This is a genomic window from Massilia sp. Dwa41.01b (genome assembly GCF_014171775.1).
GTDB lineage: Bacteria > Pseudomonadota > Gammaproteobacteria > Burkholderiales > Burkholderiaceae_D > Telluria.
This window is the reverse complement of the sequence record NZ_CP050454.1, coordinates 174,840-189,783: the sequence shown is the minus strand read 5'-3', so window position 1 is coordinate 189,783 and position 14,944 is coordinate 174,840. Positions and strand designations below refer to the sequence as shown.

Here is a 14,944-nt window from a genome sequence, read left to right as displayed (position 1 = left end):
GGCTCAGCCTTGTTGCGTTCGTTTGGAAGCTCGTTCGAATGCTTCGATGATGGGTTGCAGGCGCTCGCGCTTGAGTTTCAGCGCGGCCTGGTTCACGACCAGGCGCGAGGAGATCTCCATGATCTTCTCGACTTCGACCAGGTTGTTGGCGCGCAGGGTGCCGCCGGTGGAGACGACGTCGACGATCGCGTCCGACAGGCCGACCAGGGGCGCCAGCTCCATCGAGCCGTACAGTTTGATCAGGTCGACGTGCACGCCTTTGCTGGCGAAGTGCTGGCGCGCCGTGTTGACGAACTTGGTCGCCACGCGCAGGCGCGCGCCCTGGCGCACGGCGGTTTCGTAGTCGAAACCGGCATTGACCGCCACCGACATGCGGCAGCAGGCGATGTTCAGGTCGACCGGCTGGTACAGGCCCTCGCCGCCATGCTCGAGCAGCACGTCCTTGCCGGCCACGCCGAAGTCGGCCGCGCCGTGCTGCACATAGGTCGGCACGTCGGTGGCGCGCACGATCAGCACGCGCACGGCCGGGTCGTTGGTTGCCAGGATGAGTTTGCGCGAGGTTTCCGGATTTTCCGTGACGGTGATGCCTGCCGCTTCGAGCAGCGGCAGCGTGTCCTCAAAAATCCGGCCTTTCGAGAGCGCCAGGATCAGGCCCTGGTCGCTCGATTGCGTTGCAATGCCCATAAGCACCTTATTTGATGCGCACGATGTCGGCGCCGACCTTCGACAACTTCACTTCCATGCGGTCGTAGCCGCGGTCGAGGTGATAGATGCGGTCGATCAGGGTCGTGCCTTCGGCGGCCATGCCGGCAATGACCAGCGAAGCCGAGGCGCGCAGGTCGGTGGCCATGACCGGTGCGCCTACCAGGCGCTCGACGCCCTTGATGAAGGCGGTATTGCCTTCGGTGGCAATCGATGCGCCCAGGCGGTTCATCTCCTGCACGTGCATGAAGCGGTTCTCGAAAATCGTTTCGGTCACCTGGCTGGGGCCCGCTGCGATGGTGTTCACAGCCATGAACTGCGCCTGCATGTCGGTCGGGAAGCCCGGGTATTCGGTGGTGCGGAAGGATACCGGCTGCGGGCGCGCATCCATGCGGGCGCGGATGGTGTTCTGCTTGATGTCGAGCTGCAGGCCGACTTCGCGCAGCTTACCCAGCGCGACATCGAAAATGTCGGTGCGGGTGTTGGTCAGCAGGATGTCGCCACCGGTCGCCGCCACGGCGCACAGGAAAGTGGCCGCTTCGATGCGGTCGGAAATCACGGCGTGCTTGGCGCCATGCAGCTCGGCCACGCCCTGGATCACCAGGCGGTCGGTGCCGATGCCCTCGATCTTCGCGCCCATCGCCACCAGCAGGTTCGCGAGATCCGTCACTTCCGGCTCGCGCGCGGCGTTTTCCAGTATCGTCTCGCCTTCGGCCAGGGTCGCGGCCATCAGCAGGTTCTCGGTGCCGGTGACGGTGATCATGTCCGTCAGGATGCGCGCACCCTTGAGCTTTTTGGCTTTCGCATGGATGTAGCCGCCTTCGATCGTGATCTCGGCGCCCATCTGGCGCAGGCCCTTGATGTGCTGGTCGACCGGACGCGAACCGATCGCGCAGCCGCCCGGCAGCGAGACCTTGGCTTCGCCGAAGCGCGCCAGCAGCGGCCCCAGGACCAGGATCGACGCGCGCATGGTTTTGACCAGCTCGTAGGGTGCTTCCAGGCTGGTGATGTTCGCGCCGTTCAGGGTGACGTTCTCGTCGTCCTGGGTCACCTTCAAACCGGTCTGCTCGAGCAGCTTGAGGATGGTTTTCACGTCGTGCAGGCGCGGCACGTTGGAAAGCTCGACGTCGCCGGCGGTGAGCAGGCCCGCGCACAGGATAGGCAAGGCCGCATTCTTCGCGCCCGAGACGGCGATCTCGCCATTGAGGCGTTTGCCGCCCACGATCTGCAGTTTGTCCATGCTTAGCCTCCGTATTCTTCAGGCGTCAGGGTTTTCATCGACAGCGCGTGGATTTCCTCGCGCATGCGGTCGCCGAGGGCCGCGTACACCAGCTGGTGGCGCTGGATCGGACGCTTGCCGGCAAAGGCGGGCGACACGATCAGGGCAGTGAAATGCTGGCCGTCGCCTTCCACCTGCAGGTGGGTGCATTCGAGGCCATTGCTGATGTAGCTGTGGATCAGTTCGGGAGTGGTCGCCACGTTAATTCCTAGTTATCTGTGTGATGCTTGTCGGGTGCTATACGTTCAGTGGCGCAGCTTGTAGCCGCGCTGGAGCAGGTTGATCGCTACCGCCGCCAGCACGGCGAAGAATACGGAGACGACGGCGAGGCTGGTCCACGGCAAAACATCGGACTCGCCGAAGAAGCCGTAGCGGAACCCGTCAATCATATAAAAGAACGGATTGAAATGCGAGACCGCCTGCCAGAAGGCCGGCAGCGAGTGGATCGAATAGAACACACCGGCCAGGAAGGTGGCGGGCATGATCAGGAAATTCTGGAACGCGGCCAGCTGGTCGAATTTATCGGCCCAGATGCCGGCAATGACGCCCAGCGTGCCAAGAATGGCTGCGCCCAGCAGCGCGAACACGATGATCCACAATGGCTGGGCAAAGGAGAGGTGCGCGAACCAGGCGGTAATGGCGAACACGCCGGCACCGACGGCGACGCCGCGCACGACGGCCGCGAGCACATAGGCCGACAGGATTTCCCAGTGCGACAGCGGCGGCAGCAGGATGAACACCAGGTTGCCGGTGATCTTCGACTGGATCAGCGACGAGGACGCGTTGGCGAAGGCGTTCTGCAGCACGCTCATCATGACCAGGCCCGGAATCAGGAAGGCGGTGTAGCTCACGCCTTTATACACCTCGACGCGGCCCTCGAGCACGTGGCCGAAGATCAGCAGATACAGCATGGCGGTGAGGATGGGCGCGGCGATGGTTTGCGTAGCGACCTTCCAGAAACGCAGCATCTCCTTGTAGAACAGGGTGCGGAAACCAGTGGAAATGAAATTCACAGTGCGCCCTTTCCGGCTTGGCCGTCGCCGACGATCTGCAGGAAGATGTCTTCCAGGTCGGCCTGCTGCAGCTGCATTTCGTCGACGACGGCGCCGCTCGTGCGCAGGCGCGCGAGGATCGGCTCGACTTCGGAATAGTCGTTCACGCGCAGGCTGTATTTGTTGCCAGTACCGTTGCCATGCTCGTCGTGCGAGACCAGGTGGCGCAGCTCCGGCGGCAATTCTCCGCTTTTCAGGTGCACGATCAGCTGCGAGCCCGACACGCGGCGCAGCAGTGCGCTCATGCTGTCGAGCGCGACGACCTGGCCGAGCTTGAGCATCGCCACGCGCTGGCACATGGCCTGCGCTTCTTCCAGATAATGGGTGGTCAGCACCACGGTGTGCCCTTCGCGGTTCAGGCGCGCGATGAACTTCCACAGGGTCTGGCGCAGTTCGACGTCGACGCCGGCGGTCGGCTCGTCGAGCACGATCACGGGCGGTTTATGGACCAGGGCTTGCGCCACGAGCACGCGCCGCTTCATGCCGCCCGAGAGCGCGCGCATATTGACGTCGGCCTTGTTCGTGAGGTCGAGGTTGTCCATGACCTCGTCGATCCACTTGTCATTGTTCTTGATGCCGAAGTAGCCCGACTGCAGGCGCAGCGTCTCGCGCACCGTGAAGAAGGGGTCGAACACCAGTTCCTGCGGCACCACGCCGAGTTTCCTGCGCGCTTCGCGGAAATCGGTGACGACGTCGTGGCCGTGGATGGTCACGCTGCCGACATCGGGCCGGATCAGGCCGGCGATGGTGGAGATCAGGGTGGTCTTGCCGGCGCCGTTCGGCCCGAGCAGGCCGAAGAACTCGCCCTGTTCGATCGTCAGGGAAACGCCCTTCAGGGCCTGGAAGCCCTTGTAGCTTTTCTCGACGCTGTTTATCTGGATCGCTGTCATTCTTGTTCGGGGTGGCCGCGGCGACAGGCGCGCAAGGGCCGAGCGGGGAAACGACCCATTATAGGGGAAATCAGGAATGCAAGAGGCTGGAGGTGCCCCGACCGTTACTGGGGCGTGGAGACGTAGGGTGGGCACCCCGTGCCCACTCGTAAAGCAGTGTCATCGAAAACGTTCGCGGCAGTGGAAATGTTTGCTCCGCGAATTCAGTGCCAAATGCGGACCGATAACTTACGCAGCAGGGAATAAGCGTTATCGGACTTGCTCCCAGGTGACGCGTCGCAGGTGCGCAAATTTTACGCGTGGGCACAGGGTGCCCACCCTACGAAAATCATCGCGTCAGCGCCATGCGTAAACCTCACGCCCGCTCGAGCACCCCGTCCAACCCATACAGCTGCGTCAGCGCATCGATATTCGCCGGCACATTGATGAAGGTGAGCTTGCGTCCGGCGGCACGCGCGTGGCGCTGCCAGGCCAGCAGCAGGGCCACGCCGGACGAGTCGGCCTGGCGCACGCCGCCCAGGTCGAACACGGTTTCGCCGGCGGTGATGGCCGCGTAGCCCTGCTCCAGCGCCGCGTTCGCGGTCTGGAAGGTCAGGGCGTCGAGCGAGAGCATGGGGTTTGCTTCGGCCATTTACTTCGGTGCTTTCAGCGGCTTGCTGGCCAGCTGCTTGTTGCGGTCGGCCAGTTTGGTGATCAGGCCGTCGACGCCGGATTTGTTGATCTCGGCGGCAAAGGTACCCTTGTAGGTCTCGACCAGCCAGGCGCCCAGCACGTTGATGTCATAGATCTTCCAGCCTTGTGCACCCTTGGCCAGGCGGTAGTTCAGCGTGATCGGCTCGCCGCGGGTGACGTTCACCTGCGAGCGCACCTCGACGTCGGTGTCTTCGGCGCTGGCGCGCATCGGCTTGAACTCGATGGTTTCGTTCTTGATCTGCGACAGCGCGCCGGAATAGGTGTAGACCAGCAGCGTGCGGAATTCTTCCGACAGGCGCTTTTGCTGGTCCGGGGTGGCCTGGCGCCAGAAGCGGCCGGCGGCCTGCGCCGTCATCTTTTCGGCGTCGACATACGGCAGGATCTTCGAGTTGACCAGTTCCATGATCTTGTTGCGGTTGCCGGACTGGATATCCTTGTCGGCCTTGACGGTGTCGATGACGTCGGCGCTGATGCGCTTGACGAGCACGTCCGGGGCTTCATTGGTGGCCGGGGCCGGGGCGGCGATCACGCTGGTGGCGAATGCGACGGTTGCTGCGGTGGCGATGAGGTGGGCGATTGGTTTCATTGGGATCTCTCTTTTCTGGTCGGTTGCGGGGTGAAGCCGGGCGCGCGTTATGCGATGCACGGGCTTCCTACAACATTACTTGCGCTGCGTTTCGGTCTCGGTCGAGGCCGGCTCGGGCGTCACCTGGGTATTCGATGCCGGCGAGTCTGACGCCGCCGCCTTGGCGGCGTCGGCGGCGTCGGCAGCCGCGTCGTCCTTGGCCTGCGTGGCGTCCCTGGCGTCCTTCGCCTCGTCCGCACGCTCGCTGTCCCCGTCGAATACCCGGCTTTCGCGGCGCTGCAGGTAACCGTCGCGGATGAATTCGTAACGGTCGAGGGCGGCTTCCTCGAACAGGTTCGATGCCTCGAGCACGGATGCGCGCTGGTCGACCGCACGCACGCCGGTGCCGACATTGCGCCAGTTCACCGGCGTCTTGTGCGACCAGGGATCGGCCCACATGTCTGCCGGCAATGCAGCGGTATCACGGATGGTAGATGGGCCCAACAATGGCAACATCAAGTAGGGACCGGAAGGAACACCCCATACGCCCAGCGTCTGGCCGAAGTCTTCATTGTGTTTTTGCAACCCGGCTTCCGAGGCGATATCGAGGATGCCGGCGATGCCGAAGGTGGAATTGAGCGTAAAGCGGGTCAAATCGGTCATGCCCGCTTCGCCCTTGCCTTGCAGCAGGTTGTTGACACCACTCCAGGCATCCGACAAGTTACCGAAGAAATTGCCCACGCCCGTTTGCACGAAACCCGGCAGCACTTTCTTGTAGGCGGTCGCGGCCGGCTTCAGGGCGACGCGGTCGACCGTGTCGTTAAAAGCAAAGGTCGCGCGGTTGAATTTTTCCAGCGGATCGCGCGGGTTGTTCGGGCTCGCGCAACCGGCCAGCAGGGCGCCGGCGGCAAGCGCCAGGGCCAGGCCACGCCAGCGCGGCGTGTTCATGTTATTGCTGTTCATTCGCCTTCCTTTCCTTCGGCGGCCTTGCTGTAGATGAACTGATTGATCAGGTCTTCCAGCACGGTGGCCGATTGCGTACGGTTGATTCGATCGCCGTCGACGAGGTTCTTGGTGTCGCCGCCCGGTTCGATGCCGATGTATTGCTCGCCCAGCAGGCCCGCCGTCAGGATCTTGAGCGACGAGTCTTTCGGGAAGTTGTAGCTTTGGTCCATGTCGAGGCGCACCAGCGCCTGATAACTCTTATCGTCGAACGAAATCTCGCCCACGCGACCCACCACGACACCGGCGCTCTTGACAGGCGCCTGCGGCTTGAGGCCGCCGATGTTGTCGAACTTGCCGACGATGGCATAGGTCTTGGTGAACGACAGCGTGCTCATGTTGCCGGCCTGGAGGGCGAGGAACAGCACGGCGGCAGCGCCCAGCAGGACAAACAGGCCGACCCAGACGTCGATGATTTTACGGTGCATAGTATTTCCTAATAATCCGGCCGTCTGTGCGCGGCCAAACGAAACAGTTAGTGATTAAACATCAGTGCGGTCATGACGAAGTCCAGCCCCAGCACCATCAGCGATGCGATCACGACGGTGCGGGTCGTCGCACGCGCCACGTCGGCGGGGGTGGGCTTGACCTGGTAACCCTGGAACAGCGCGGTGAAGGTGACGGCGATGCCGAACACGAAGCTCTTGATGATGCTCGAAATCACGTCTTTGCCGACATCGACGCCAGCCTGCATCTGCGACCAGAATGCGCCCTGGTCCAGGCCGAGCAGCTTCACGCCGACCAGGTAGCCGCCGATGATGCCGACCGCCGAGAACACGGCCGCCAGCACCGGCATGGCGATGACGCCACCCCAGAAACGCGGTGCCAGCACGCGCTGCACCGGATTGACGGCCATCATTTCCATGGCCGACAGCTGTTCGCCTGCCTTCATCAGGCCGATCTCGGCCGTGAGCGAGGTGCCGGCGCGGCCTGCGAACAGCAGCGCCGTCACGACCGGGCCGAGTTCGCGTACCAGGCTCAGCGCCACCACCTGGCCGAGTTTCTGCTCGGCGCCGAACTGGGTCAAGGTGTAATAGCCCTGCAGGCCCAGCACCATGCCGACGAACAGGCCGGAGACGATGGTGATGAGCAGCGAGTAATTGCCGATGAAGTGGATTTGCTCGGAAATCAGCGACGGACGGCGAAACGCGCCCGGCGAAAACCGCAGCAGGGTGAAAAAGGCGCGCGTGGCAAAGCCGAGGCTTTCGATGGCTTCGCGCGCGGTGCGGCCGGACGCTTCCATGATACGGACGATCATCGCTTCGCTCCCAGGCCCAGGTCGTCGGCCAGCGATTTACCTGGATAGTGGAAGGGCACCGGACCGTCGGGCTCGGCATTGACGAACTGTTTTACGTACGGGTCTTGCGAGACGCGCAGTTCGGCCGGCGTGCCTTCGGCCACGATCTTGCCTGCGGACATGAAATAAACGTAGTCGGCAATGGCGAAGGTTTCGTTGACGTCGTGCGAGACGAGGATGGACGTGGAACCGAGCGCATCGTTCAGGTTGCGGATCAGGTTAGCGGTCACACCCATCGAGATCGGATCGAGGCCGGCGAAGGGTTCGTCGTACATGATCAGTTCCGGATCGAGCGCGATGGCGCGCGCGACGGCGACGCGGCGGGCCATGCCGCCGGAGATTTCGCCCGGTTTCAGCTTATGGGCATTGCGCAGTCCCACCGCGTTGAGCTTCATCAGCACCAGGTCGCGGATCAGTTCTTCCGGCAAATCGGTGTGCTCGCGCAGCGGGAAGGCGACGTTGTCGAAGATGGTCAGGTCAGTGAACAGGGCGCCGAACTGGAACAGCATGCCCATGCGGCGACGCAGCCGGTACAGGCCTTCGGTGCGCAGCTCGTGAACGACCTCGCCGCCGACCCGCACTGCGCCACGTTGCGGACGGATCTGTCCGCCAATCAGGCGCAGCACCGTCGTCTTGCCGCAACCGGAGCCGCCCATGACGGCAATGAGTTTGCCGCGCGGGAAGTCCATGCGCAGGTTCGACAGGATCTTGCGATCACCATAGGCGAACTCGAGATCACGTATTTCTACAAGGTTAGGCACTGGGGCTATTCGGATTTGGGGAATCCCGTATTGTAGTGCAGAAACGGCAATCCCTGCTTGGCGCACCCCCGTTTCCGCCAGCCCTCCGACGTATGCCTACAACACTACTAACCGAAAAGTCAGATATTTCGTGCCGTAAGTCACTGTTTTTGTTGAGATATGCATATTTGTCAAGCTTGCATTTCGTTGACGCAAGCTAACATTTCCTTACAACATCAGTGTATTGACAGGCGCTGCGCATGGGGCCAGGGTTCCCGATGCGCAGCCGAGCACGGCATGTCAGCGCGGCAGCACCGACGTGCCCATCAGGAATTCGTCGACGGCGCGGGCGCACTGGCGTCCTTCGCGGATTGCCCACACCACCAGCGACTGGCCGCGGCGCATGTCGCCGGCAACGAACACCTTCGGCACCGAGGTCTGGTACGCCGTCTCGCCTTCGACCGGCGCCCGCGCATTGCCGCGCGCATCCTTCTGCACGCCAAAGGCGTCCAGCACCTGCTGTACCGGCGACACGAATCCCATGGCCAATAGCACCAGGTCGGCTTTCATTTCGAATTCGCTGCCGGGAACTTCAATCATCTTGCCGTCCTTCCACTCGACGCGGCAGGCGATCAGCTTTTCCACCTTGCCGTTCCTGCCCTCGAAGCGCTTGGTGGCCACTGCCCAGTCGCGCTCGCAGCCTTCCTCGTGCGAGGACGAGGTGCGCAGGCGCGTTGGCCAGTAAGGCCAGACCAGCGGCTTGTTTTCGAGTTCCGGCGGCTGCGGCATCAGTTCGAACTGGGTGACGGAAGCGGCGCCATGGCGGTTCGAGGTGCCGACGCAGTCCGAACCGGTATCGCCGCCGCCAATCACGACCACGTGCTTGCCGGCCGCTTTCAACTGGTCTTTCAATTTATCGCCGGCATTCACGCGGTTCTGCTGCGGCAGGAAATCCATCGCGAAATGCACGCCCTTCAGTTCGCGCCCGGGTACCGGCAAGTCGCGCGGCTGCTCGGCGCCGCCAGCCATGACGACGGCGTCGAAGTCCTTATGCAGGTCTTCCGGGAAGATGGTGTCGCGTGCCATGTTGCTGACGCTGGCGGGGAAATCCTTGCCGATCAGGACGCTGGTGCGGAAGGTCACGCCCTCTTCCTGCATTTGGGCGATGCGGCGGTCGATCAGGTCCTTTTCCATCTTGAAGTCGGGGATGCCGTAGCGCAGCAGGCCGCCGATGCGGTCGCTCTTCTCGAATACCGTCACGGCGTGGCCGGCGCGCGCCAGTTGCTGGGCGGCGGCCAGGCCGGCAGGACCGGAGCCGACGACCGCCACCGTCTTGCCTGTTTTTACGGCAGCCGGCTGCGCCGTGATGAGGCCGCGTTCCCAGCCGGCATCGGCGATCTTGCGCTCGATCGACTTGATGCCGACCGGTTCATTGTTGATGTTGAGCGTGCAAGCCGCCTCGCAGGGGGCCGGGCAGACGCGTCCCGTGAATTCCGGGAAATTATTCGTCGAGTGCAGGTTCTCGACCGCGGCCGCGTAGTTGCTGTGGTAGACCAGGTCGTTCCAGTCCGGGATCATGTTGTTGACCGGGCAGCCCGTGTTGCAAAAGGGGATGCCGCAATCCATGCAGCGCGCGCCCTGCACCTTGGCCTGCGCATCGGTCAGGGTGATGACGAATTCCTTGTAGTTCTTGAGGCGTGCGCCAGGGTCGAGGTGATCTTCTTCCTGACGCGCGAATTCCATGAAGCCGGTGATTTTGCCCACGTTGTTATCCTTTGATGCGATGCCGGAATAAACCGGTTTTATCATTTGCGCAGTACAGCATGCGATCGTTGAACGCGTGGGCGGCAAAGCCGCCCACCCTACGGTATGCGCATACGTTTACGCCGCGAGCTCGACCTTGTCGTTCGCTTCTTCCATGCTGCTGTTGTGCATTTCTTCCAGCGCGCGCTTGTAGTCGGTCGGGAAGACCTTGACGAACTTGCCGCGGCTGTTGGCCCAGTCGTCGAGCAGGTTGCGTGCGCGGGTGCTGCCCGTGTACTTGAAGTGACGCTCGATCAGGCGGCGCAGGATCGCTTCGTCCGATTCGCGTGCGCCGTTGCGGGTGGCGCTGTGCCAGCTCGACACATCCGACTGTTCCTTGGTCGACGCCACACGCTCGAGGTTGACCATGGTCGTGTTGCAGCGGCCGGCGAACTCGTCCTTCGGATCGTAGACATAGGCGACGCCGCCGGACATGCCCGCTGCGAAATTGCGCCCGGTTTCGCCCAGCACGACCACGGTGCCGCCAGTCATGTACTCGCAGCCATGGTCACCCAGGCCCTCGACGACGGCCGTGGCGCCCGAATTGCGCACGGCGAAGCGTTCGCCGGCCACGCCATTGATGAAGGCTTCGCCGGAAATCGCGCCGTACAGCACGGTGTTGCCGACGATGATGTTGTCCACCGCCCAGCCGCGGAACTCGGTGTTCGGACGCACGATCACGCGCCCGCCCGACAAGCCCTTGGCGACGTAGTCATTACCCTCTCCCACCAGGTCGAGCGTGATGCCGGCCGCCAGGAAGGCCGCCGCCGATTGCCCGGCCGTACCCTGCAGCTGGATGTGGATGGTGTCGTCGGGCAGCCCGGCATGACCGTAGCGCTTGGCCACCTCACCCGAGAGCATGGTACCCACCGTGCGGTTCACGTTTTTCACCGGCGAAATGAAGGAGACGCGTTCGCCCTTCTCCAGCGCCGCCTTGGCCTGCGCGATCAGCTTATGGTCGAGCGCGCGGTCGAGGCCGTGGTCCTGGGCGTCGCTGTGGAACAGGTTATGTGGCGCATCGCTCTTCGGCTGGTAGAAGATGTTGCTGAAATCCAGACCCTGCGCCTTCCAGTGGCCGATCGCCTGCGATTTGTCGAGCAGGTCGGCGCGGCCGATCAGTTCCTCATAGGTGCGGATGCCCAGCTGCGCCATCAACTGGCGCGCCTCTTCGGCGACAAAGAAGAAGTAATTCACCACGTGTTCCGGTTTCCCCTGGAACTTCGCGCGCAACACTGGGTCTTGCGTGGCGACGCCGACCGGGCAAGTGTTCAGGTGGCACTTGCGCATCATGATGCAGCCTTCCACCACCAGCGGCGCCGTCGCAAAACCGATCTCGTCGGCGCCCAGCATGGCGGCAATCACCACATCGCGCCCCGTCTTCATTTGTCCGTCGGCCTGCACGCGGATGCGGCTGCGCAAGCCGTTCAGCACCAGGGTTTGCTGCGTCTCGGCAAGACCCAGCTCCCATGGCGTGCCGGCATGCTTCACCGACGACAGCGGCGAAGCGCCCGTGCCGCCGTCGTGACCGGCCACCACCACGTGGTCGGCCTTGGCCTTCGACACGCCCGCGGCCACGGTACCGATGCCCACTTCCGACACCAGCTTCACGGAAATCGAGGCGTTCGGATTCGCATTTTTCAGATCGTGGATCAGCTGCGCCAGGTCTTCGATCGAATAAATATCGTGGTGCGGCGGCGGAGAGATCAGGCCGACACCCGGTACCGAGAAACGCAAGGACGCGATGTATTCCGATACTTTGTGGCCCGGCAGCTGGCCGCCTTCGCCCGGTTTCGCACCCTGCGCCATCTTGATCTGGATTTGATCGGCCGCGTTCAGGTATTCGGCGGTCACGCCGAAACGGCCCGATGCTACCTGCTTGATTTTCGAGCGCAGCGAATCGCCGTCTTCCAGAGGAATGTCCACCGCGACGCGATCCGATCCCAATACCGAAGCCAGGGTCTCGCCCTTGCTGATCTTGATGCCCTTGAATTCGTTCAGGTAGCGGCGCGGATCTTCGCCGCCCTCGCCCGTATTGCTCTTGCCGCCGATGCGGTTCATGGCGATTGCCAGCGTCGCGTGCGCTTCCGTCGAAATCGAACCGAGCGACATCGCGCCGGTCACGAAACGCTTGACGATTTCCTTCGCCGGCTCGACTTCACCGAGGGGAATCGCTTTGCTCGGATCGATCCTGAATTCGAACAGGCCGCGCAGCGTCAGGTGGCGGCGGCTCTGGTCGTTGATCAGCTGGGCATATTCCTTATAGGTGCTGAAATTGTTGGCACGCGTCGAATGCTGCAGTTTCGCGATCGCGTCCGGCGTCCACATATGGTCTTCGCCGCGCACGCGGAAGGCGTATTCGCCGCCGGTGTCGAGGGCATGGGCCAGCAGTGGATCGTTACCGAAGGCCAGCTGGTGCAGGCGCAGCGCTTCTTCCGCCACTTCAAACAGGCCAATGCCCTCGACGGTGGACGAAGTGCCGCGGAAGTATTTGTCGACCAGCGACTTGTTCAGGCCGACGGCTTCGAAAATCTGCGCGCCGCAATACGACATATAAGTCGAGATACCCATTTTCGACATCACCTTCAGCAAGCCCTTGCCGATCGCCTTGGTGTAGTTATAGGTCGCGGTGGCTGGCTCCATCGGGTGCGGCAGGTGCTGGGCCAGGTCGACCAGGGTTTCCAGCGCCAGATAGGGGTGCACGGCTTCGGCGCCATACCCTGCCAGCAGCGCGAAATGGTGGGTTTCGCGCGCCGAACCGGTTTCCACCACCAGGCCGGTCGAGGCGCGCAGGCCGCGTGCCACCAGGTGCTGGTGGATGGTGGAGGTGGCCAGCAGCGCGGGAATCGCGACCCGTTCGCCGGACAGTGCGCGGTCAGACACGATCAGGATGTTGTGGCCGGATTTCACGGCGTCGACCGCTTCCGCGCACAGCGAGGCGAGCGAGGCTTCGATACCCTCTTTGCCCCAGGCGGTCGGGTAGCAGATATTCAGTTCGTAGGATTTGAATTTGCCACCGGTGTGCAGGCTGATCGCGCGCAGGCGCGCCATGTCGTCGAAACCGAGCACCGGCTGCGACACTTCCAGGCGCATCGGCGGGTTGACGTTGTTCGTGTCGAGCAAATTTGGCTTTGGTCCGATGAAGGAGACCAGCGACATCACCATGCTTTCGCGGATCGGGTCGATCGGCGGATTCGTTACCTGTGCAAACAACTGTTTAAAGTAGTTATACAAAGGTTTGAGCTTGTTCGACATCACGGCCAGGGGCGAATCGTTGCCCATCGAACCGGTTGCCTCTTCGGCCAGTACCGCCATCGGCGCCATCAGGAATTTCAGGTCTTCCTGTGTATAACCGAAGGCCTGCTGGCGGTCGAGCAGCGAAATGGCGGCCTTGTCGCCCTGTGCCGGCTGGTCTTTTACCCGGCCCTGCGCCAACTGCGACTCGGACAGCTTGATTTCGCCGAGCTTGATGCGCACCGACTTGATCCAGGCTTTATACGGCTTGGCGTTGGAATAGGTGTCTTTCAATTCCTTATCGTCGATGATGCGGCCCGCTTCGAGGTCGATCAGGAACATTTTCCCTGGCTGCAGACGCCATTTCTTGACGATGCGCGATTCCGGAATCGGCAACACGCCCGATTCGGACGCCATGATGACCAGGTCGTCTTCGGTGACGACATAGCGCGCCGGACGCAGGCCGTTGCGGTCCAGCGTGCCGCCAATATGGCGCCCGTCGGTAAATGCCATCGCGGCCGGGCCGTCCCAGGGCTCCATCATCGCCGCATGGTATTCATAGAATGCCTTGCGGTTGTCGTCCATGGACGTATGGTTTTCCCAGGCTTCGGGAATCATGATCATCATCGCCTGGGCGATCGGATAACCGGCCATGACCAGCAATTCGAGCGCATTGTCGAAGCAGGCGGTATCGGACTGGCCTTCGTAAATCAGCGGGAAGAGTTTATGCAGGTCGTCGCCGAGCACGGCGGACTTCATCATCCCTTCGCGCGCGCGGGTCCAGTTGAAATTGCCCTTGACGGTGTTGATCTCGCCGTTATGCGCGATCAGGCGGTAGGGGTGGGCCAGCGGCCATTCCGGAAAAGTGTTCGTCGAAAAACGCTGGTGCACCAGTGCCAGGGCCGAGACACAGCGCGGATCCTGCAGATCCTTGTAATAGACGCCAACCTGGTCGGCCAGCAGCAGGCCTTTATAGACGATCGTGCGCGCCGACATCGAGGGCACGAAGAATTCCTTGCCGTGCAGGAGTTTCAGCGCCTGAATCGCGTGGCCGGAGGACTTGCGGATCACGTACAGCTTCCGTTCCAGCGCATCGGTCACCATGATGTCGGGGCCGCGGCCGATGAAAATCTGGCGGATCACCGGTTCCTTGGCGCGCACGCGCGGCGACATCGGCATGCTGTCGTCGACCGGCACGTTGCGCCAGCCGAGCACGACCTGGCCCTCGATGCGCACGGCGCGTTCGATTTCCTGTTCGCAGGCGATGCGCGAGGCGTGTTCCTTCGGCAGGAACACCATGCCGACGCCGTATTCGCCGGGCGGCGGCAGCTCCACGCCCTGCTTTGCCATCTCGTCGCGGAAGTATTCGTCGGGAATCTGGATCAGGATGCCGGCACCGTCGCCCATCAGCGGATCGGCGCCGACGGCACCGCGGTGGTCCAGGTTTTTCAGGATCAATAAACCCTGGTCGATGATGGAATGGCTTTTGTTGCCCTTGATATGGGCGATGAAGCCGACACCACAGGCGTCGTGTTCATTGGCGGGATCGTATAAACCTTGGGCAATCATGCGCATCTCTCCACAGCTTTTTCAGGGGTTGAAAGCCGAGAATAGTGCAACGCAACAGAGACGGCAAGAACAACAATAGGGGTCGGAGTAGAATTAACTGCTGACTTGGATCGTGAACATC

General features: G+C 62.4%; 13 protein-coding genes. All 13 read right to left on the bottom strand.

Annotated features, from left to right (window positions below):
• Window positions 1-3: 3 nt before the first annotated feature.
• The 13 genes from hisG to G4G28_RS00830 all read right to left on the bottom strand — a co-directional run bounded on the left by hisG (window position 4) and on the right by G4G28_RS00830 (window position 14,823).
• Window positions 4-684 carry an ATP phosphoribosyltransferase gene (gene hisG / locus G4G28_RS00890; protein WP_182990497.1) on the bottom strand — a complete coding sequence of 227 codons (681 nt, stop codon included), beginning with the start codon at window positions 682-684 and terminating at the stop codon, window positions 4-6.
• Between the two features lie 7 nt (window positions 685-691).
• Window positions 692-1,942, bottom strand: a complete 1,251-nt coding sequence (murA, locus tag G4G28_RS00885; RefSeq protein ID WP_182990496.1) for a UDP-N-acetylglucosamine 1-carboxyvinyltransferase — start codon at window positions 1,940-1,942, stop codon at window positions 692-694.
• A 2-nt stretch (window positions 1,943-1,944) separates the two neighbouring features.
• Window positions 1,945-2,181, bottom strand: a complete 237-nt coding sequence (locus G4G28_RS00880) for a BolA family protein (RefSeq protein WP_182990495.1) — start codon at window positions 2,179-2,181, stop codon at window positions 1,945-1,947.
• Window positions 2,182-2,226: 45 nt separating this feature from the next.
• Complete coding sequence (locus G4G28_RS00875; RefSeq protein WP_229425689.1) at window positions 2,227-2,949, bottom strand: ABC transporter permease; 723 nt, start codon at window positions 2,947-2,949, stop codon at window positions 2,227-2,229.
• Window positions 2,950-2,990: 41 nt separating this feature from the next.
• Window positions 2,991-3,923: an ABC transporter ATP-binding protein gene (locus G4G28_RS00870; RefSeq protein WP_182990493.1), complete on the bottom strand. Its 933-nt coding sequence runs from the start codon at window positions 3,921-3,923 to the stop codon at window positions 2,991-2,993.
• Between the two features lie 355 nt (window positions 3,924-4,278).
• Window positions 4,279-4,554, bottom strand: coding sequence for a lipid asymmetry maintenance protein MlaB (locus G4G28_RS00865; RefSeq protein ID WP_182990492.1), 276 nt, complete (start codon window positions 4,552-4,554; stop codon window positions 4,279-4,281).
• Window positions 4,555-5,202, bottom strand: a complete 648-nt coding sequence (locus G4G28_RS00860) for a phospholipid-binding protein MlaC (protein ID WP_182990491.1) — start codon at window positions 5,200-5,202, stop codon at window positions 4,555-4,557.
• Between the two features lie 75 nt (window positions 5,203-5,277).
• On the bottom strand, window positions 5,278-6,144 hold the full coding sequence (locus G4G28_RS00855) for a VacJ family lipoprotein (protein ID WP_183107948.1): 867 nt from the start codon (window positions 6,142-6,144) through the stop codon (window positions 5,278-5,280).
• A complete protein-coding gene (mlaD, locus tag G4G28_RS00850) occupies window positions 6,141-6,611 on the bottom strand; it encodes an outer membrane lipid asymmetry maintenance protein MlaD (protein ID WP_182990489.1) in 471 nt (156 codons plus the stop codon). Before mlaD ends, G4G28_RS00855 begins: the two co-directional genes overlap by 4 nt.
• 47 nt (window positions 6,612-6,658) lie before the next feature.
• Window positions 6,659-7,441: a lipid asymmetry maintenance ABC transporter permease subunit MlaE gene (gene mlaE / locus G4G28_RS00845; RefSeq protein WP_182990488.1), complete on the bottom strand. Its 783-nt coding sequence runs from the start codon at window positions 7,439-7,441 to the stop codon at window positions 6,659-6,661.
• The gene (locus G4G28_RS00840) at window positions 7,438-8,241 is read right to left on the bottom strand and encodes an ABC transporter ATP-binding protein (RefSeq protein WP_182990487.1); all 804 of its coding nucleotides are present in this window, start codon (window positions 8,239-8,241) and stop codon (window positions 7,438-7,440) included. Before G4G28_RS00840 ends, mlaE begins: the two co-directional genes overlap by 4 nt.
• A 279-nt stretch (window positions 8,242-8,520) precedes the next feature.
• Window positions 8,521-9,984, bottom strand: a complete 1,464-nt coding sequence (locus tag G4G28_RS00835) for a glutamate synthase subunit beta (RefSeq protein WP_182990486.1) — start codon at window positions 9,982-9,984, stop codon at window positions 8,521-8,523.
• Window positions 9,985-10,101: 117 nt separating this feature from the next.
• Window positions 10,102-14,823 (bottom strand): glutamate synthase-related protein, encoded by a 4,722-nt coding sequence (locus tag G4G28_RS00830; protein WP_182991674.1) that lies wholly within the window; start codon window positions 14,821-14,823, stop codon window positions 10,102-10,104.
• Window positions 14,824-14,944: the final 121 nt, after the last annotated feature.

Excerpts from the sequence above, each read along its gene's own strand:
- mlaD (WP_182990489.1), bottom strand. The coding sequence starts at position 6,611 with ATGCACCGTAAAATCATCGACGTCTGGGTCGGCCTGTTTGTCCTGCTG.
- mlaE (WP_182990488.1), bottom strand. The coding sequence starts at position 7,441 with ATGATCGTCCGTATCATGGAAGCGTCCGGCCGCACCGCGCGCGAAGCC.
- G4G28_RS00870 (WP_182990493.1), bottom strand. The coding sequence starts at position 3,923 with ATGACAGCGATCCAGATAAACAGCGTCGAGAAAAGCTACAAGGGCTTC.
- G4G28_RS00860 (WP_182990491.1), bottom strand. The coding sequence starts at position 5,202 with ATGAAACCAATCGCCCACCTCATCGCCACCGCAGCAACCGTCGCATTC.
- G4G28_RS00855 (WP_183107948.1), bottom strand. The coding sequence starts at position 6,144 with ATGAACAGCAATAACATGAACACGCCGCGCTGGCGTGGCCTGGCCCTG.
- G4G28_RS00865 (WP_182990492.1), bottom strand. The coding sequence starts at position 4,554 with ATGGCCGAAGCAAACCCCATGCTCTCGCTCGACGCCCTGACCTTCCAG.
- G4G28_RS00875 (WP_229425689.1), bottom strand. The coding sequence starts at position 2,949 with ATGCTGCGTTTCTGGAAGGTCGCTACGCAAACCATCGCCGCGCCCATC.
- G4G28_RS00830 (WP_182991674.1), bottom strand. The coding sequence starts at position 14,823 with ATGATTGCCCAAGGTTTATACGATCCCGCCAATGAACACGACGCCTGT.
- hisG (WP_182990497.1), bottom strand. The coding sequence starts at position 684 with ATGGGCATTGCAACGCAATCGAGCGACCAGGGCCTGATCCTGGCGCTC.
- murA (WP_182990496.1), bottom strand. The coding sequence starts at position 1,942 with ATGGACAAACTGCAGATCGTGGGCGGCAAACGCCTCAATGGCGAGATC.